Origin of the sequence: Pantoea hericii (genome assembly GCF_014155795.1) — a bacterium.
Lineage (GTDB): Bacteria > Pseudomonadota > Gammaproteobacteria > Enterobacterales > Enterobacteriaceae > Pantoea > Pantoea eucalypti.
Window position 1 is genome coordinate 109093 of record NZ_SCKV01000002.1, and the last position, 19198, is coordinate 128290.

Annotated in this window: 18 protein-coding genes; 9 read left to right on the plus strand and 9 right to left on the minus strand. The window is 55.5% G+C overall.

From position 1 onward, the window contains the following. Window positions 1-133 precede the first annotated feature (133 nt). Entirely contained in the window at window positions 134-1567 is a 1434-nt protein-coding gene (locus H7K52_RS04105; protein ID WP_181405298.1) for a YchO/YchP family invasin, read from the plus strand. A gap of 69 nt (window positions 1568-1636) precedes the next feature. On the opposite strand, the gene H7K52_RS04110 is transcribed toward H7K52_RS04105, so the two are convergent. Continuing rightward, a complete protein-coding gene (locus H7K52_RS04110; RefSeq protein WP_238343213.1) occupies window positions 1637-1837 on the minus strand; it encodes a hypothetical protein in 201 nt (66 codons plus the stop codon). 91 nt (window positions 1838-1928) lie between these two features. Continuing rightward, window positions 1929-2411 (minus strand): MarR family winged helix-turn-helix transcriptional regulator, encoded by a 483-nt coding sequence (locus H7K52_RS04115; protein ID WP_231001597.1) that lies wholly within the window; start codon window positions 2409-2411, stop codon window positions 1929-1931. 902 nt (window positions 2412-3313) lie between these two features. Here H7K52_RS04115 and H7K52_RS04120 point away from each other — a divergent pair. Continuing rightward, window positions 3314-4870, plus strand: coding sequence for a putative bifunctional diguanylate cyclase/phosphodiesterase (locus H7K52_RS04120; RefSeq protein ID WP_039660381.1), 1557 nt, complete (start codon window positions 3314-3316; stop codon window positions 4868-4870). 76 nt (window positions 4871-4946) lie between these two features. Here the strand turns inward: H7K52_RS04120 and H7K52_RS04125 are convergent, their stop codons facing one another. Further along, window positions 4947-6020, minus strand: a complete 1074-nt coding sequence (locus H7K52_RS04125) for a porin (RefSeq protein ID WP_310736369.1) — start codon at window positions 6018-6020, stop codon at window positions 4947-4949. A 926-nt stretch (window positions 6021-6946) separates the two neighbouring features. On the opposite strand from H7K52_RS04125, the gene H7K52_RS04130 reads away from it, so the two are divergent. The 6 genes from H7K52_RS04130 to spy all read left to right on the plus strand — a co-directional run bounded on the left by H7K52_RS04130 (window position 6947) and on the right by spy (window position 13836). Further along, complete coding sequence (locus tag H7K52_RS04130; protein ID WP_003848361.1) at window positions 6947-8167, plus strand: aspartate aminotransferase family protein; 1221 nt, start codon at window positions 6947-6949, stop codon at window positions 8165-8167. Then, entirely contained in the window at window positions 8164-9195 is a 1032-nt protein-coding gene (gene astA / locus H7K52_RS04135; RefSeq protein ID WP_008926171.1) for an arginine N-succinyltransferase, read from the plus strand. Before H7K52_RS04130 ends, astA begins: the two co-directional genes overlap by 4 nt. Further along, complete coding sequence (astD, locus tag H7K52_RS04140) at window positions 9192-10661, plus strand: succinylglutamate-semialdehyde dehydrogenase (RefSeq protein ID WP_008926172.1); 1470 nt, start codon at window positions 9192-9194, stop codon at window positions 10659-10661. Before astA ends, astD begins: the two co-directional genes overlap by 4 nt. Beyond that, window positions 10658-11986: an N-succinylarginine dihydrolase gene (astB, locus tag H7K52_RS04145; protein WP_003848358.1), complete on the plus strand. Its 1329-nt coding sequence runs from the start codon at window positions 10658-10660 to the stop codon at window positions 11984-11986. Before astD ends, astB begins: the two co-directional genes overlap by 4 nt. Before the next feature lie 50 nt (window positions 11987-12036). Beyond that, window positions 12037-13032, plus strand: coding sequence for a succinylglutamate desuccinylase (gene astE / locus H7K52_RS04150; protein ID WP_182629871.1), 996 nt, complete (start codon window positions 12037-12039; stop codon window positions 13030-13032). 309 nt (window positions 13033-13341) lie between these two features. Then, window positions 13342-13836: an ATP-independent periplasmic protein-refolding chaperone Spy gene (gene spy / locus H7K52_RS04155; RefSeq protein WP_003848356.1), complete on the plus strand. Its 495-nt coding sequence runs from the start codon at window positions 13342-13344 to the stop codon at window positions 13834-13836. Between the two features lie 74 nt (window positions 13837-13910). Here spy and cho read toward each other — a convergent pair whose 3' ends face one another. The 5 genes from cho to H7K52_RS04180 form a co-directional block, all read right to left on the minus strand. Continuing rightward, window positions 13911-14771, minus strand: coding sequence for an excinuclease Cho (gene cho / locus H7K52_RS04160; protein WP_039660501.1), 861 nt, complete (start codon window positions 14769-14771; stop codon window positions 13911-13913). A 66-nt stretch (window positions 14772-14837) separates the two neighbouring features. Next, entirely contained in the window at window positions 14838-15728 is an 891-nt protein-coding gene (yddG, locus tag H7K52_RS04165) for an aromatic amino acid DMT transporter YddG (protein ID WP_008926175.1), read from the minus strand. Between the two features lie 60 nt (window positions 15729-15788). Next, window positions 15789-16613 (minus strand): ammonia-dependent NAD(+) synthetase, encoded by an 825-nt coding sequence (gene nadE / locus H7K52_RS04170; protein ID WP_182629749.1) that lies wholly within the window; start codon window positions 16611-16613, stop codon window positions 15789-15791. Window positions 16614-16746: 133 nt separating this feature from the next. Beyond that, window positions 16747-17934, minus strand: a complete 1188-nt coding sequence (locus H7K52_RS04175; RefSeq protein ID WP_182629750.1) for a multidrug effflux MFS transporter — start codon at window positions 17932-17934, stop codon at window positions 16747-16749. Window positions 17935-18009: 75 nt separating this feature from the next. Beyond that, the gene (locus tag H7K52_RS04180; protein ID WP_008926177.1) at window positions 18010-18183 is read right to left on the minus strand and encodes a hypothetical protein; all 174 of its coding nucleotides are present in this window, start codon (window positions 18181-18183) and stop codon (window positions 18010-18012) included. A 49-nt stretch (window positions 18184-18232) separates the two neighbouring features. Between H7K52_RS04180 and osmE the strand changes: the two genes are divergently transcribed. Then, the gene (osmE, locus tag H7K52_RS04185; protein WP_003848350.1) at window positions 18233-18568 is read left to right on the plus strand and encodes an osmotically-inducible lipoprotein OsmE; all 336 of its coding nucleotides are present in this window, start codon (window positions 18233-18235) and stop codon (window positions 18566-18568) included. Window positions 18569-18633: 65 nt separating this feature from the next. On the opposite strand, the gene H7K52_RS04190 is transcribed toward osmE, so the two are convergent. After that, window positions 18634-19041 (minus strand): DUF6515 family protein, encoded by a 408-nt coding sequence (locus tag H7K52_RS04190; RefSeq protein WP_039660377.1) that lies wholly within the window; start codon window positions 19039-19041, stop codon window positions 18634-18636. Between the last annotated feature and the right edge of the window lie 157 nt (window positions 19042-19198).

Genomic DNA, 19198 nt, shown 5'->3' on the forward strand with positions numbered 1-19198 from the left:
TATTGAGTGCGGATTTTTCTGTTATATGCACAATTTGCCGCTGCTGTCCTGCATCACCGTCACAATATGTTAAGGTAAGTGCTAATGATTTGTCTTTAATTACAGCAACGAACTGATCAATGTGCCGGGTGACATGATACGGAAAACAGGAGTTCTCTCTTTGATTGCGCTGTCGCTGACTGCGACGCAGAGTGCTCGCGCTTTCCAGACTGAAACAGCGGTGTCCGAAACGCCCTTCGATGATCCGGCGCGCTACAGTGAATCGCTGCCGACGCTGGGCGGTGCCAGCGATCAGGATGAAGAGTGGAGCAAAAAGCTGGCGGCCGTGGCCAAAAGTATCGGTGAAGCCAGTAACAACAGCGACAGCAATGTCACGTTTGGTCAACAGGCGGGTGTCTGGGCGTTCAATCATCTGCGGGATGAAGTGGCGGGCCGGGTTGAGAGCGAAGGGCAGTCACTGCTTTCCCCATACGGCAACGCGCAGCTGGACCTGAAAGTCGATATGAACGGGAACTTCGCGGGCACCGGTGGCGATCTCTTTAGCGCCCTGTCCGATGAGAACAGCCTGCTCACCTTCAGCCAGCTTGGCCTGCACGATACCGATGATGGTCTGGTTGGCAACGCGGGGCTGGGACAACGCTGGGACGCGGGTGACTGGCTGCTGGGCTATAACGGTTTTATTGATCGCACCTTCAGCAGCGGCCTGCAACGTGCATCGGTGGGCACAGAGGCGTGGAGCGATTCGATGCGCTTTTCTGCCAACTACTATCAGCCGCTTTCCGGCTGGAAAAACCTGAATGATTCACAGCAGCAGCGCATGGCGCGCGGCTATGACATCACCAGCCAGAGCTATCTGCCTTTTTATCGCCAACTGGGTGTCTCGGTGAGCTATCAGCAATATCTGGGTGAGAATGTCGATCTGTTTAATAGCGGCAACCGTTATCACAACCCCTCCGCCATGTCGTTTGGCCTCTCCTACACGCCGGTGCCGCTGGTCACCTTTTCAGCCACTCACAAAGCCAGTAGCGCTGGTGAAAGCCAGGATCAGCTGGGGCTTAAACTCAATTATCGCTTCGGCGTGGCGCTGAGCCGTCAGCTTGATGCCGGTAATGTCGCAGAGGCGCGCTCCCTGCGCGGCAGCCGTTATGATACCGTGACCCGCAGTGATACGCCGGTGCTCTCATTCCGTCAGCGCAAAACGCTCTCCGTATTTCTGGCAACGCCGCCATGGCAACTGAGCAGTGGCGAGAGTCTGCCGCTGAAGCTGCAGGTGCGGGCCAGCAATGACATCAGGGCGGTAAGCTGGCAGGGTGATACGCAGGCGCTGAGCCTGACGCCACCGGCCAATAATGCCGATCCGCAGGGCTGGAGTGTCATCTTACCGCAATGGGATCCCTCACCAGAGGCCAGCAATGAATACCGCCTGTCGGTAACCCTTGAGGACAGCAAGCAGCAGCGTGTGACCTCTAACTGGATTACCTTAAAAGTTGAGCCGCCCATGGGCCTGGACACGGCTCCGCAGAACGATCGCTATGATTTGATGGCGCCTGCTGGTGCAGCACTTTAGCGGGTAAGTTCTGCTAAAAGAGAGGAAGGAGGGCGGTCTGGAACGCCGTCAGGCAGAGTGATCTGATGATCAGTTAACCAGTTTTGTCACAACGCGAACGGCTTTGGCGTAAATTTCTCTCTGGCCGTTGAACGATCGCGCCTGTTGAGATTGCAGAAATGCGATGATTTCCAGTACACCCGCACTCTGGCCTGACTTCAGCAGGCTTGATACAGCATGGCCGACAACGGCATGGACATCATCCATATCCCCCGGTTTATCGCTACTCAAAAGAAACTCCAGCGGTAACTGGTTGGCTGAATTGCGCATAACGAAATACGCTGATTATTTAACATGTTCATTCGTTTATCAAAAGCACCTTTCATGGCAGAGCCCTGAGCAATTTTTCGCGCAGCATGGCGACCTGGGTTGTCAGCAGGCCGAGCTCACTACAGTCAGTATCCATTACCGACACCATATCCGCCGGGACGCCAGCCGCGTCGATTTTAAGCTGGTGGCCCTGTTCTGTCAGAAAGATGAACACCCGGCGCTCATCGTTACCGGTGTCACGCTGGCGGCAGAGGATGCCCGCACCTTCCAGCCGCTTCAGAAGCTGGCTAAGCGTGCCGGAATCGAGCCGAACGCGGGCACCAATCTCAGAGACGGTCAGGCCATCTTTTTCCCACAACACCAGCAGCACAAGATATTGCGGATAAGTGAGTCCCAGCGGTTTTAGCCGGGATTGATAGAGCTTTGTCATGGCAAGTGAGGCGGAATAGAGCGCAAAGCAGAGAAACTGATCAATGGTTTCAGGCGCTGCGCTGGCGGGAGGCGTTTCAGAGTTCCCCGCGATTTCGTCATTCATACTTTTACTCATTCTGAGTCGGGGGAGATAAAGCCCGATGACAGGCAGTTTGCCAGCCTTGAATTCTCGCTAAGTGTCTCAGGAGAAATGGCTTGTTGCAGCCTCTCTTTCCTGGTGTCAGACATCAGATGTTCAGGCGCTATCGCGACGGAGGGAGCAGGCTACAGTGCACGTCTGACTGAAAGAAAGCACAGTATTGAGTCAAACTAAATTGAAGTCAATATAACCGGATGTACCTTCCGGCTTACCTCGCGCTTATTGATGTAATACAGAGTAAATCGACTGCAAAATTTAAGCACTTTGGCGGGCTGACAGGAGCACATTGCCCGTGTAATCGACCTTCGGTGTCAGCCTTTCCGGGAATCGGGTGTGCTTTTAACGCGTCAGGGCGCGGCGTCCAGCTGCTGGCGATTTTATTATTTCCGTTAAGGACCACTGCGCACGAGTGTCCAGAGAAATGAGAGGTTTTCCGTCCCTCTGTCTCATGCGTTCACCCTGTTGTAATCGGGTGGATAGACATAAGCGGCCAATAGATTGATAAACCTGTTTTTATCGTCTGATGCCAGGGCTTGCTTTCCTCAGAATACCCGCAGGCTGTTCATACTGCTTAAGCGGTTAAAGCCGTCCGTGTTCACAAATATAACTGGACTGGCCTGTTAATTTTGCCCGCGCTGCCGATAGAACACTCAGCAGGATTGATAACGGAACCGACATGTTCGGGGCTCCGCCGATCGTTTGTCTTGCTGCCGTAAGGCTGAGAACGGGCGAATGCTATGTCCAGACATAGCGGAGGCGGGCTTATTGCAGACGGCTTAACTGATAGGGTATGAGAAGTACGCCCCGGTTTTTTTACTGATCATTAAAACAAAACTCTGATACTTGCCATCACCGGGAACTAACGCATGCGCCTGAAACTTTTCTGGCTCGCAATGCTGAATATTGCGACCATTATTTTACTCTCCACACTGTGGGAGTTTGGGCTTGAAGCGCGGATTTGCCGCCTGCTAGGCCTGGGCTACGATACAAGTTTTGAAATCAGCGAGCGATTGCGGTTTATTCTCACCTCCTCCTCGTTTGCCGGGCTGGCGATGGTTGTTCCTGCGCTGCTTATCGCGGGGCTGATTCGCAAAACCCGAAGGGCGGAAAAAAACGCACTCAGGCTAGCCGGAACCGATGAGCTGACCGGTGTTATGAACCGCCGATCCTTCAATGCACACATTGCTTCGCTTAAAGCATGCGGCGCGGCCTACACTCTGACTCTGCTGAACGTTAATCACTTCAAGAGTATCAATGATCTGAATGGCCATCGTCAGGGTGACGCGACCCTGATCGCACTGGCTGATCTGCTGACCGCTTCGGCAGGCAGCACGAGCAAGGTGTTTCGTGTGGGCGGGGATGAATTCGCCATTGTTGCCGAAGATTCACAGGCTGAGCAGGCGCAGACTTTCGCCGAAAGTTTATGCGAACAGGCAGCATCGATACGGACAGGGCCGCACACCTTTCTGAGCCTCTCAGCAGGCATTGCAAGTTCCGCCTGTACGGGGCAGGCTGATGTCATGCGGGCGGCCGACCTGGCGTTATATGAAGCGAAGCAGGATAAGTGCTCTCATCTGGCACGATTCTCCCCGGACATGGAGCTGCGCTTTCGCCAGCGTGAATGGCTGGAGCAGGAGGTGGTGGCCGCCGTCAGCGGTCACGCCATCGTTCCCTTTCTCCAGCCGCTGGTCTCTTTGCGCACCGGAAACATTACCGGTTTTGAGATACTGGCACGCTGGATCACTGCGTCAGGCCAGACGGTTTCACCCGCAGAGTTTCTGCCGGTGGTGGAGCGACTGGGGCTTATGGACAGTATGACCGTGGCGCTTCTGCAGGATGCGGTCAGTGCCACCCGTGCATGGCCCGCCGGGCTCTGCCTGTCGCTGAACATCACTCCGGAACAGCTGCTGAGACCGTCACTCACCAGCTGTCTGTCTCGCATTATGCAGCATGCCGGACCGGTAATGCTGGAACTCGAAATCACCGAACAAAATGTTATGGCCATTTCCGATGATGCCCGCGAGGCGATTCGTCAGCTGAAAGAGACAGGTATCGGCGTGGTACTGGATGATTTTGGCACCGGCTATTCCAACCTGTCGGTATTGCTGGGGCTGGGTATTACCAAAATCAAAATTGATCAGTCATTTATCGCCGGCATCGTGACCGGATCGGAGCAGCGGAAAGTCGTTGAAACGCTACTGGCGCTCTGTCAGGGGTTGAATGTGGTGATCACGGCAGAGGGGATAGAAGATGTCGCCACGCTGAGATGGCTGAGAAAACGCGGCTGTGATTACGGTCAGGGCTATCTTTTCAGTCGTCCGGTGCCTGCCGGACAGGCAACCACGCTGCTGGCGTCTGCCAATGTGGAAGAACTGATGCAGGAAGCGACGGTAGCCGTCAGCTTAGTCAGGGCACTGGGTTAACGCCGCGTGACGGTGTCTGAAGTGTGGCGTGAGACAATAAACGGGCCTGGCGTGAAGTGCCAGGCCCATAATGACATCAGAACTGGTAAATCAGACCCAGCGCGGTAATGTCGTCGGTTGCCAGACCCAGCGGATTGTTATCTTTCAGCAGGTTAATGCGGTATTCACCATAAACCGACATGTTCTTGTTGAAGTAGTAAGTCGCACCCACTGCGGTGTATTTAATGATGTCGGCATCGCCGATATTCTCAATGTCCTTGCCCTTTGATGAGACGTAACCCAGGGATGGACGGAAACCGTTCAGGAACTGGTACTGCGCCACAGCTTCAAAATTCTGCGCTTTGTTAGCGAAGCCGCCGCTAATTGGGGTGGCATTCAGGGTCTCACCGTACATGGCGGCCAGATAAACCTGGTTCGCATCATATTTGACCGACGTCGCCCAGTGCTGGGCTTTCTCGCCTTCACCACGTGCGGCTCTGTTTTGCGCGGTCGTGCGATCAAGACTGGCAAACGCGCCAGCGAAGCTCAGACCGAAATCAAAGTCATAAGACGCGGACAGGGCGAAACCATCACCGTTGGAGCGACGTACGCCATCGATATTATTGCTGCGGTCGTTTTTGCCCTGATACTGCGCTGCAAGGTTTAATCCGTCTACCAGACCAAAGAAATCACTATTACGCCAGGTGAGCACGCCGGTTGAGCGGCCAGAGAGGAAGGCATCGGTATAACCGGAGTCGCCGCCGAAGAATGGCAGCATATCCGTATAGCTCAACACGACATACACCAGGCCATAGTTGCGGCCATAATCCAGCGATCCCGCCTGGCCAAACTTCAGGCCTGCATAACCCAGACGGGTACGGTTGGTCGCCTGCGCATCACTGCCTTCGGAGTTGTGAAGGCTGTACTGATACTGCCAGAAACCATAGCCAGTGAGTTGATCAGTAATCTTTGTCTCACCTTTAAAACCAAAGCGGGCATAAGAGGAGGTATCACCGTTGTTATTATTATCATCTGAAAAAAGGTGAGATACGTTAATCTTGCCGACCAGATCCAGCTTATTGCCATCCTTGTTATAAACTTCTGCGGCCTGTGCGGAGGAGAGACCGATCAGTAACGGCATAACAACCGCCAGTGAAGTGCGCTTCATCATTTAATTATTATCCTGTCTTCATTAATTATTATTCCCCTGATGCGGGGCGAAAAGAAAATGACACAAAAAGATAAATTTACAAAGTGGAATATAAGTAACAAAATGTGATTTAGATATTCCGCAGGCAGGAAAGCGATAGAGAAGGAGATTAACTGAAAAGATAATAAGATTTTCTTCTTATATAAAATTATGGGTAATTTTAACTTAATCCTTTATAATCATGGGTTTGATTTGTTCCAGGGTGACATTAACAAATCCCGTCTGTTCATTTTTAAATCAACGCGTTCAATGCATTAATTATGAGTAACAGGTGTAGAAGAATAAAATTGTAATGTTTTTATTCTAACCATTAGCGTGCATATTAATATCTGAACATATTTTAATGAATAATATTTTTATTCCATATAATCACGCCAGAAATAATCTTTCCAGTCACTGATCAAATTATCGTCTGGTTGCTGATTAATTAATCAGGTTCAGATGCACGGATCTCTGCGTCAGTCGCGATAAATGAAATTATTATGTTAAATCTAAACGATCAGCGTCTTTTGGAAGGATGACTCATCGATCCCGCGCTGCACCAGTGTGAGGCAAACCGCGCTAAAACAGGGCGCCGGCGGGGGTTTTCTGGAGAGATAATTTATCAGCGATCACAAAAGCGATATTTCATCCCGTGAATGCATAATTCCGCTGTTTAAAACCCGGCTATGCCGCTGCAATCAGACAATTATTCACTATATATGCAAATTAAGTGAATATTGATTGGTTGTAAGTTATTGATATTACGTTGTGAAGACCATTTTATGCATTAATTCTCTGGCTGGCACGTTAACTGCACTCTACAGTAGGGCAGCATTACAACATCTTTTAACAATTTTAAAACATAAGCTTTACCCAGCCGGTAAAGTCACGCAGGAGAATGGGTTATGGCACTGCACGTTTCACGTCACGATTTCGATCAATGGATGATGCCGGTTTATGCACCTGCGACCTTTATACCGGTTCGCGCGGAAGGCTCCACCGTCTGGGATCAAAACGGCAAGGATTATATCGACTTTGCTGGTGGCATTGCCGTCAATGCGTTAGGACATGCGCATCCGGCTTTACAACAGGCGTTGCAGGACCAGGCCGCACGGTTATGGCACACCGGGAATGGCTACACCAACGAACCGATCCTGCGGCTGGCGAAACAGTTAATTGACGCCACTTTTGCTGACCGTGTGTTCTTCTGTAACTCCGGCGCGGAAGCGAACGAAGCAGCCCTGAAACTGGCGCGTAAAGTGGCGCATGACCGGGTCGGGCCGCATAAAAGTGGTATCGTGGCGTTCAAAAATGCGTTTCACGGACGCACCCTGTTTACTGTGTCAGCCGGAGGGCAGCCCGCTTACTCAAAAGATTTTGCACCGCTGCCGCCAGAGATTCAGCATGCGCCATTTAACGATCTGGCCGCTGCGGCTGAACTGATTAATGACCACACCTGCGCGGTGATTGTTGAACCGATTCAGGGTGAGGGCGGCGTGTTGCCTGCCGATCCGGCGTTTCTGCGCGGACTGCGTGAACTTTGTGATAAGCATCAGGCCGTGCTGATTTTTGATGAGGTGCAGAGCGGCGTTGGCCGCACCGGCTCGCTTTACGCCTACATGCATTATGGTGTCACGCCGGATGTACTCACCAGCGCTAAAGCGCTGGGCGGCGGCTTCCCGATTGGTGCGATGCTGACCCGCGAAGATCTCGCAATGGTGATGGGCGTTGGCACCCACGGCACCACTTATGGCGGCAATCCGCTGGCGGGTGCGGTGGCCGGTAAAGTGATGGAGCTGATCAATCAGCCTGAGATGATGACCGGTGTCACACAACGTCACGCGTGGATTGTTGCGGCACTGGATGAGATCAACCAGCGTCTGCATCTGTTTAAAGAAGTGCGCGGTCTGGGGCTGCTGATTGGTGCCGTACTGAGCGACAACTTTGCCGGTAAAGCCAAAGAGATCAACCTGGCCGCCGCTGAGATGGGCGTGATGGTGCTGATTGCCGGTGCCAACGTGGTGCGTTTTGCCCCGGCACTGAATATCAGTGAGCAGGAAGTGAAGCTGGGCATGGCTCGCTTTGCCGAGGTGTGTGAGCGTCTGGTCCGAGGGTCCGCATCATGATGGTAATCCGTCCCGTTGAACGCGATGACTTAAGTCAGCTGATGGCACTGGCCGGCAAAACCGGTGGCGGGCTGACCTCGCTGCCCGTCGATAGCGCAACGTTACAGGCGCGTATTGATCGATCGCTGCAGACCTGGGAGGGTACGCTGCCCCGCGCTGAACAGGGCTATGTCTTTGTGCTGGCGGACAGCGAAGATAACCGCGCCGTCGGCATCTGTGCCATTGAAGTGGCTGTCGGCCTGCAGGAGCCCTGGTATAACTTTCGTGTCGGCACGCAGGTGCATGCCTCAAAAGAACTGAATGTCTATGCCGCGCTGCCAACCCTGTCACTGAGTAACGATCACACTGGCAGCAGTGAACTCTGCACGCTATTTCTCGATCCCGATTACCGTGACGGCAAAAATGGCTACCTGTTGTCGAAATCCCGCTTCCTCTTTATGGCTAATTTCCGTGAGCACTTCACGAATCGGGTTGTAGCTGAGATGCGTGGCGTCAGCGATGAGCAGGGGCATTCGCCATTCTGGGAGAGCGTGGGCAGCCGCTTCTTCTCAATGGAATTCAGCAAAGCCGATTTCCTCAGCGGCACCGGCCAGAAATCCTTTATTGCTGAGCTGATGCCGAAGCATCCGCTCTATATTGATTACCTGACGCCAGAGGCGCAGGCGGTCATCGGACAGGTGCATCCACAAACGGCACCTGCCCGTGCCGTGCTGGAGGCGGAGGGCTTCCGCTACCTTAACTATGTCGACATTTTTGATGGCGGCCCGACGCTGGAGTGCGATATCGACCACATCCGCGCCGTGCGTAAAAGTCGTCTGCGCAGCGCTGAACGGGGTGAAAATCCGGCGGATGCGCCACTCTGTCTGGTTGCTAATAACAATTACCGCCAGTTCCGTGTGGTGCTGATCCCGGCCCATGCCGACAGCGACAGCGTGCAACTGACGGATGAACAGATGCGGGCGCTCCACTGTCAGCCGGGCGACAGCCTGCGCGTAGTGACGCTCTGCAAAGAGGAGAAAACAGCATGACGCACCTGATAAAGGGAGAATGGGTAGACGGTGACGCGGAGGTCCTGACGAAAGCGGATCCGGTCAGCGGCGAGACGTTATGGCAGGGCAAGGCGGCATCAGTCGCACAGGTCACGGCAGCCTGTGACGCGGCGCGCGCTGCCTTTCCGGGCTGGGCCAGACGCCCGCTGGCGGAACGGCAGGCGATTATTGAGAAATTTGCGGCCGGGCTTGAGGTTCACAAAACAGACCTGGCAGAAACCATTGCCCGTGAAACCGGCAAGCCACGCTGGGAAGCACTGACCGAAGTCGGTGCGATGATCAACAAAATCGGCTTTTCGGTGAAGGCGTACCATAGCCGCACCGGTGAGCAGCATGAGGGCGAAAGCTCGCTGCGCCATCGTCCGCACGGCGTGCTGGCGGTATTTGGCCCTTACAACTTCCCCGGCCATCTGCCAAACGGTCATATTGTTCCGGCGCTGCTGGCGGGCAACTGCGTGGTCTTTAAACCCAGTGAACTGACGCCGCTGACCGCCGAAAAAACGGTTGAGATCTGGCTGGCTGCGGGTTTGCCTGCAGGTGTACTGGCGCTGTTACAGGGTGGTCGGGAGACCGGTCAGGCGCTGGCAACCTGCAGCCAGATCGATGGCCTGCTGTTTACCGGCAGCGCCCATACCGGCTATCAGCTGCATCGCCAGTTTGCCGGTCAGCCTGAGAAGATGCTGGCGCTGGAAATGGGCGGGAACAACGCCCTGATAGTGGAAGATCCGGCTGACCTGGATGCCGCCGTCAATATTACCGTGCAGTCAGCCTTTATTACTGCGGGTCAGCGCTGCACCTGCGCCCGGCGTCTGCTGGTTAAACGTGGTGATGCGGGCGATGCCTTTCTGCAGCGGCTGACAGAGGTGGCGGGGCGACTGCAGCCGGCCGCCTGGAATGCTGAACCGCAACCCTTTATGGGAAGCGTGATCTCTACCGGCGCGGCAGAGAAGATTATAGGTGAGTGGCAACGGCGGGTTGATGCGGGTGGCGAGGTGCTGCTGGCGATGCGCTGGCCGGATCGTCACAGTGCCATTCTTACACCGGGCATTATCGATTTAACCGGTGTGCAGGGCATTCCGGATGAAGAGGTCTTTGGCCCGCTGCTCGGCGTAATCCGCTATGACACCTTTGACGAGGCGATAGCACTGGCGAACCAGACCCGTTACGGCCTGTCGTGTGGTTTAATCTCGCCTTCACGTCAGCAGTTCGATCAGCTGCTGCTGGAAGCCCGTGCCGGTATCGTCAACTGGAACAAACCGCTGACCGGCGCAGCCAGCACCGCGCCATTTGGTGGCATCGGCGCTTCGGGCAACCATCGCGCCAGTGCCTGGTATGCGGCGGATTACTGTGCCTGGCCAATGGCCTCACTGGAGACGCCGGACCTGACGCTGCCCGCCACATTGTCGCCGGGACTCGATTTCTCCGCGCCGGAGAAGCGCTCATGAAGGCAACCGAAGCCAACTTTGATGGGCTGGTAGGATTAACGCACCACTATGCCGGGCTCTCTTTTGGGAACGAAGCCTCGACCCGCAACCAGCTGCAGCCGTCGAATCCCCGTCTGGCGGCAAAGCAGGGGTTGCTGAAGATGAAAGCGCTGGCTGATATGGGCTACGTGCAGGGCGTGATCCCGCCGCACGAGCGACCCAACATTGCGGTGCTGCGTCAGCTCGGCTTCAGCGGCAGCGATGAGCAGGTGCTGGCGTCAGCCGGGAAAACCGCGCCGGGATTACTCTCCGCCGCCAGCTCCGCGTCGGCGATGTGGGTGGCCAATGCCGCTACGGTTTCGCCGTCCGCAGACAGTCTGGATGGCCGGGTTCACCTGACGGTGGCGAACCTGAACAACAAGTTTCATCGGGCGATAGAAGCGCCAGAAACCGCCTGGCTGCTGCGTTCCATCTTCCGCGACGATCGCCATTTTGCCGTGCACGATGCGCTGCCGCAGGTGGCTATGTTTGGTGATGAAGGGGCGGCTAACCACAACCGTCTCGGCGGTGCCTATGGCGAGCGCGGCGTGCAGCTGTTTGTGTATGGCCGCGACAGCAGCCACGAAGGCAAAGCGCCGCAGCGCTATCCGGCGCGGCAAACCCGTGAGGCCAGCGAGGCGATTGCCCGCCTTCATCAGCTCTCACCCGAAAGCGTACTGTTCGCCCAACAGAATCCTGCGGTGATCGATCAGGGCGTATTTCATAATGATGTGATTGCGGTCAGCAACCAGCAGATGCTGTTCTGTCATCAGCACGCCTTTGTTGATCAGCCTGAACTGCTCGCGCAACTTCGGGCGCGCATCCCCGGCTTTGTCGCTCTGGAAGTGCCGGCAGACCGTGTCTCGGTGAAAGATGCGGTAGAGACTTATCTGTTTAACAGCCAGCTGCTGAGCCGTCCCGACGGCACGATGATGCTGGTATTGCCGGAAGAGTCACGCCAGCATCCGGGTGTGTGGCGCTACCTGTGTGAACAGGTCGAGGCGGATACACCACTGAAATCACTGAAGGTGTTTGATCTACGCGAAAGCATGTATAACGGAGGGGGGCCAGCCTGCCTGCGTTTGCGGGTCGTGCTGACGCCAGAGGAGCAGCAGGCAGTAAATCCGGCGGTGCTGATGAACGATAACCTCTTCAGCACACTGAATAGCTGGGTTGACCGTCATTACCGTGATCGCCTGACCCAGGCCGATCTGGTCGACCCACAGTTGCTGCGTGAGGGACGTGACGCGCTGGATGAACTGACGAAGCTGCTAGACTTAGGAAATGTTTACGCATTTCAGCAGTGAAGCAGGAGGCAGCACAGTCTGCCGTCTGCTCAGGGCGCAAAGGAGGAATGATGCAGGACTTTTTACAGCAAACGCTTTCCGGCGAGGTGCCGCGTAAGCGTAGTGGTGAAACGGCGCATCTTCGCTGGCAGTGGTTGTATCACGGCATACTGTTGATGGAGCCGACGGTGCCGGTTAAACAGGCGCTGGTGCTCTCTGCCGGGATCCACGGCAATGAAACGGCCCCGGTAGAAATCGTAAACCAGCTGGTTAACCCGCTGTTGCGAGGCGAAAAGCCGTTACAGCAGCGCATGCTGGTCATTCTGGGTAATCCCTCAGCGCTGCGCGCCGGTAAGCGCTATGTGCGTTATGACATCAACCGGCTATTTGGCGGACGCTGGCAGCAGATTGATGACGGTGATGAGGCCCGCCGCGTGTTGCGGCTGGAGCAGGCGCTGGAAACCTTCTGGCAGTTGGGTGAGTGCGATGAGACGCGCTGGCACCTCGACATGCACACCGCCATTCGCGGCTCTTATCACCCTCAGTTCGGGGTGATGCCGCATAACGAGCGTCCCTGGCCGCCTGCATTTTTGGACTGGCTGGCCGCTGCCGGGCTGGAAGCGCTGGTGTTTCATCGCTCGCCGGGCGGTACCTTTACCCATTTCAGCTGCGAGCACTTCGGTGCGGCCAGCTGCACGCTTGAACTGGGCAAGGCGCTGCCGTTCGGCGAGAACGATCTCAGCCAGTTCAGCGCGGCGCAGCAGGCGCTGGCTTCTCTGCTCTATGGCGAAGCGATGCCTGTCGCGAGGGTGAAACCGCGTCACTATCGGGTTGCGCAGCAGATCACCCGACTGAGTGAGCACTTTACGCTGCATATGTCGCCGGAAACGCTGAACTTTACCGCGTTTCCTCAAGGGACGTTGCTGGCGGAAGATGGTAATACGCGCTATTACGTGCAGCAGGCGCGGGAATATGTGCTGTTCCCCAATCCCAACGTGGCCGCCGGGCTGCGTGCCGGACTGATGCTGATTGAAGAGGGTGAACAGACTCAGGCGCTGGCGGTGTGATAACCGTTCTTACTGTTGCAGTTCATCGGCGCTAAAAAAATCGACACGAAAAGCGGGAGATCGCCTTCCGCTTTCCAGTCGTAACCATTACGCTCCTCCATGATTTCTGCCAAATTCGCTTTAAATTCATAAACTTTTTCAATTCCTCACGCCTTTCTTCTTATTCTCTTCATGATTGCCCGTTTTTTATCTTTTATGCTTTCACGGCTTTACTCAGGCTCTGAGTAGTTGACGTTCAGCGTCGTATGCTTGTTTCCGAAGACGCGACAGAGTGCTGTCGTCATTATCATGAATTATAAGGACACTATTATGCGCAAACTGACTTCCCTTTTACTGGCTTCTTCGCTGGCGTTTGGTGCAGCCAGCGCCGTCCATGCAGCAGCAGATAACCTGACTCCACCGCCAGCGGGCAGCGAAAAGGCGATGCACAAACCGCCAATGCGCCACGGCATGGAGATGATGTTTAAAGGTCTGAACCTGACCGATGCGCAGAAAACCCAGATGCGCGACATCATGAAAGAGAGCCACAAAGAGATGAAACGTCCGTCACTGGACGAGCGCCGCGCGGCTCACAGCATTATTGCGTCTGACAGCTTTGACCAGAGCAAAGCCGAAGCGCAGGCAGAGAAGATGTCCGCCAACGCGAAAGAGCATGCGCTGAAGATGCTGGAAACCCAGAACAAGCTCTATAACGTGCTGACGCCGGAGCAGAAGAAACAGTACAACGCGAACTTTGAAAAGCGTCTGACTGAGAAAGCCCCGCACGACGGCAAAATGGCGCCGCCAGCAGAACCGGCTGAATAATATTCGTTAAGCGAACGGTCTGAGACCGCCGACGCTGTCCACTGAACGTGAGTGGGCAGCGTCGGCGGTTTTTTTTATAGCGGAAGAATAGGGTAGACACCCGACAGAATCGGGCGGCAGAGGATTTTATAGCCGTCGTGATCAAAACCGCCTTTGGGCCGCTGCAGTTTTCTGGCCTCATCCATGCTGCTCACCGAACCGAGATAGAACCAGTGATCGATAACATGGATCTGCGTCATCTCTTTGCCTTCCTCCACCAGACCTACGGCACCCTGCCACGGCCAGCAGAAAACCCGCACATTTTCCAGTGCCTCCAGCAGCCGATCCTGATGGTCGCTGACCGGCTCTTTACCGCAACAGGCTCCGGCGCAGCGGCGCAGAGCCGAGCGGAAGCAGCCGCGTCCCGCACTCAGTGCTTCCAGACCCAGCAGCCCGTGACAGAGCTGATACTCATCCGCCAGTTGCTTGAGCCGTTCCAGCGCCGCAAAGCGGCTGCGATAAAGTCCAAACAGGTTGGGTGACTGACTGAAATCGAGATCTTTTGCGTAAACCACATTCGGTTTGCCGTCGGTAATCTGCAGCGAACAGAGCTGGCGATTTTTGCGCAGTCGCTTATTGAACAGCGGCTGCTGGGTTTTGATCATCTGCGCTTCCAGCAGCAGCGCACCGAGATCGCCGGCTGTGGGGATCCAGCTTACGCGCCGTGACTGGCGCAGCATTTTCGCCTCGTCCGGCGTGCGGAAATGGGACATCACCCGCGAACGCAGATTGACACTTTTACCGATATAAAGCGGAAGTGACTCACTTTCGCCATGAAAGGTGTAGACGCCAGGATGATTCGGCAGGCCTTCCAGCCATTCACGCAGGTGTTCGGGATATTGATAAATTGTATTCGCGTCGGGTTCGGGGCGAAGAATGGCAGCACGTCTGACCAAAATGGACTCCATTTACTGGTTGTCCATACAGCATAACAGGCAGGTGAAATGATCGCCAGCTGTCTGTTAAAGACGCCGTGTCGCCAGCCAGCAAATCAGCGAGCCCAGTGTAATCATCGCAACGCCCTGCCAGAAAGCCAGCGGCGGCGTCAGACCCAGCCACAGCGATCCCAGCAGAGCCGACAGCACTGGCGTGAAGTAGGACGCGGTGGCCAGCAGCGTCAGATTGCCCTGCTGAATCCCATGATTCCAGGCGGAATAGGCGATAGCAGTGGAGAGGCCGACAAACAGCACCTCCATTATCGGTATCAGATCGAACGTTAACGGCACAGGACGATCGCTGAAGGCATATTTCAGCCACAGCGCCAGCGCGGTCAGGATAAAAAACAGCGTGACGCCGTTCGAGCCGCGGGCAAAACGGCGGGTAAGGTTGTTGTAGACCGCCCATGTCAGGGCGGCGATAAAGGCGAGTGCATAGGCGACAGGGTTGCGCAGTATATTCTGCCACAGTAGCGCGGGCGAGCTGCTGCCACTGCCTTTCATCACCCAGACGATCCCCAGCAGCGACAGCAGCAATCCGGGCCAGAGCCAGACACGGAAGCGCTGCTGATTAAACGGAATCGCCAGCACGATGGTCAGGCAGGGCCAGAGATAATTGATCATTCCCAGCTCCAGCGACTGGGTGCGATCGCTGGCCAGCCCGATAGCCAGCGCCAGGCAGATCTCGTAACCGACAAAGAGGGCACCGCCCAGCCAAAGGTAGAGCGCGGGCAGCGCGCCAGGTCTGGGCAAACCGCGGGTCAGGCAAAGCAGGATCGCCGTGGTGGTGTAGATCAGCGCCGCGCCGCCAGTGGCACCGAAGGCTTCACTGACGCTGCGCAGCAGGCCCACGGTGGTGCTCCAGAGCAAAATGGCGATAAGCCCGATGAGGGTAGCGCGCGAGACGGTGGGAGGCATGCAGCGTTCAACAATTTAAATGAGTGAAGCCTCCTTTGCCGGAGCAAAGGAGGCGCAGGATTACTTCCAGAAGTCGTCGAACACAGTGATCGGCGGACGACGTTTGTGCTCAGTTTTCAGATACCAGCCTTCGATAATACGGGCGCTGTCAGGAGCAATGCTTTTGCCTTCCAGATAGTCATCAATCATCTCGTAGGTGACACCCAGCGCCACTTCATCCTGCAGGCCTGGACGATCATCTTCCAGATCGGCAGTCGGTTTCTTCAGATAAAGATGTTCCGGGCAGCCAAGATGCTTCAGCAGCTGTTTGCCCTGACGCTTATTCAGGCGGAAAAGGGGATTGATGTCAGTACCGCCATCGCCATATTTGGTAAAGAATCCGGTGACCGCTTCAGCGGCATGGTCGGTGCCGACCACCACCCCTTTGGTCATGCCGGCGATGCTGTATTGCGCCTTCATTCGCTCGCGCGCTTTTTCATTGCCGCGCACGAAATCAGACAACGTGATACCGGCATCTTTCAACGCGCGCTCACTGGCCAGCACGGACTCTTTGATGTTCACCGCCAGCGAACGGTCGGGCTGAATAAAGGCCAGCGCGTCCTGACAATCCTGCTCATCCGCCTGCACGCCATACGGCAGACGCACCGCAATAAAGGTGTAGTCGTTATCGCCGCTCTCCTGACGCAGCTCGCTGATCGCCGTTTGCGCCAGCTTGCCCGCAAGGGTTGAATCCTGACCGCCGCTAATCCCCAGCACCAGCGTTTTCAGTCCGCTGTGACGTTTCAGATAGGCTTTAAGAAAATCGACGCTGACACGCACTTCCTGGTCGGCGTCGATAACGGGCTTTACACCCAGTGCTTCAATAATTTCCTGCTGCAGTGACATGAACTTCTCCTCAGGTCAGTGGCCAGTCGGCACGATGCGAACGTTTTAGTAAAGCTAACGTGCCGAAGCGAAAACAACAAGCTTAAGCGGCAACTGATTGCGGCTAAACGTTGCGAAATCAGTGAGTTTTTAATTACGACAGCGGTTTTTTCGCCAGCACGTTAAACATCAGAATCGCCATCATAAAGCAGCCAAAAATGGTGGCGCACATGCTCAGTACCGACGTGCCGCCAATGCCGGTGAGCGGCAAGGTAATCGCACCCAGCGTGAACATGGTGACGCCAATGACTGCAGAGGCGCTGCCAGCACGGTGGCCCTGACTCTGCATCGCCAGTGACGAGGCAGTGGTAGCGATCACGCCGTTGCTGGCGATGGTAAAGAACAGCGCCAGCAGCAGCAGCGCTAACGGTGCGTGTAGTAGCGCGGCCAGCAGCAGCAGGCTAGAGGCGACAAAAGCCAGTGTCAGACCGCCTTTCAGCACCCGATATTCGCCCCACAACGGACAGAGGCGAGCGCTGGTCTGCGAAGCAATGATCAGGCCAAACCCGTTGGCCGCAAAGCAGAAGCTAAAGGCCTGGGGCGACAGGCCATAGAGCTGTTGCAGCACAAACGGCGAGGCACCGATATAGGCGAACATGCCGGACATCATAAAGCCCTGGGTCAGACAGAAGCCCATAAAGGGTCGATGAATGACCACCTGACCGAGTGCCGCGTAGGCGGAGAAAATAGAGCCCTGGTTGCGGCGGGCTTCAGGCAAGGTTTCATGCAGCTTCCAGCGCGCCAGCAGGATCAGCAGAATGGCAATGCCGCCCAGTACCATGAAGATGCCGCGCCAGTCGACTATCGTCATCAGCACACCACCCAGTACCGGCGCGCCGACTGGAGCCAGACCGTTAACCAGCATCAGTAGCGCGAAGAAGCGCGTCAGCTCATGACCACTGTACATATCGCGTGCAATCGCCCGCGACAATACCGCGCCGCCCGCCCCCGCTAATCCTTCAAACAGACGCGCCACCAGCAGTTGGTGGATGTCCTGCGCCAGCGCACAGCCGATTGAGGCGATAAACAGCAGTATCAGTGACAGGGTTAGCGGACGCAGGCGGCCGAATTTGTCACTCATCGGGCCAAACAGCAACTGCCCAAAGCCCAGGCCCAACAGACCGGCGGTCAGACTCAACTGCGCGGTCGCAGTTTCGGTGTGCAGATCCTGCGCCATTTGTGGCAGGGCTGGCAGATAAAGGTCGATACAGAGCGGGCCCAGTGCGGCCAGCAGGCCCAGTGTAATCGCATAAACCAGGCGGTCAGAGTGAGCAGGGGTCATTGTTCCTCGGGATAGTCAGCGATGGGTGAACAGAAGCGGGCATGACAAGCGAACAGCGTCCGAAGGGCGATAATCTCACCGCTCTGCGCGGATACCCATGAGGCAGAGGGTGTCTGAATCGGCGGGGCTATCCAAAACCTGTTTTGGCGGAAAGTATACGGCCGCATTGACAACAAAACAGCCTTCTTTACGAAATCCTGACATTTGATGTACCACTAATTGTTCCTCATAAACTTGATAAATCAGCATTTATGTTCCAGGCTTGTTTCCACATGGACAATAAATGAGGAACAACAAGATGAATAAAGTGATGGGATGTATCGCTGCGGCGCTGACACTGGCTGCACTGTCTGGTTGTACGACTTACGATCGTGCGGAAAGCTACGTGACTAAGCCAGTGGTAAAGGATGTTAAAAAGGGTATGACACGTGATCAGGTTCGTCAGATCGCGGGTGCACCTTCTACTGAAATCACCATGGTCCACGCGCGCGGCACCTGCCAGACTTATGTTCTGGGTCAGCGCGACGGTAAAGCACAGACTTATTTCGTGAGCTACAACGACACGGGCCGTGTGATGAACTACGGCTTCCAGAGCTGTGCGGAATATGACACCGACCCGCAGGTTCAGCAGTAAGTTTTCGTCTCTCTGAATAGTTAACGGCCCGTCATTTGACGGGCCGTTTTTCGTTGTGGCGCTGACTACAATCCTGCCGGGCGCGGCACCTCAACATAATCACCATCTATCTGCCGCTGGTAGAAATGACCTGCCTGCACATAGAAGCGTTTGCCGTTAAAGTCGAGTACCCGCATCTCACTGCTGACCCGCGACTCTGCTGGCGGCTCTACCACCACATATTCATCGCCGTGGCGCTGATAGTAACTGCCATTGAGCAGGTAGTAGGTCAGTCCGCCGATCAGCACCGCCGTTGCGGCTTCAGGCAGAAAGCGAATCGGTCCAGGTCCGCCCCAGTGATGTCCGGGACCGACCCAGTGTGGATCGGGTCCGCCATGTCGACCCCATCCCGGGCCCCAGTCGCCAGGATGGGCGAAAGCCAGAGCGGGTGTCAGAAGCGTCAGCGTCAGAAGCGAGGCGATTATCTTTTTCATCAGGTGTTCTCCTCATAAGACTGGATGCAGAATTCGCCTTTTACCGGGCAAAGACAAGCACTAAAGCGCGGATTTTTCGCCTGTTTACCATGCTTAACGCTTTCTTAACGGCGTCGCCATCAATGGGAGAGATTATGGAGAAGAGAGACGGAAAAAA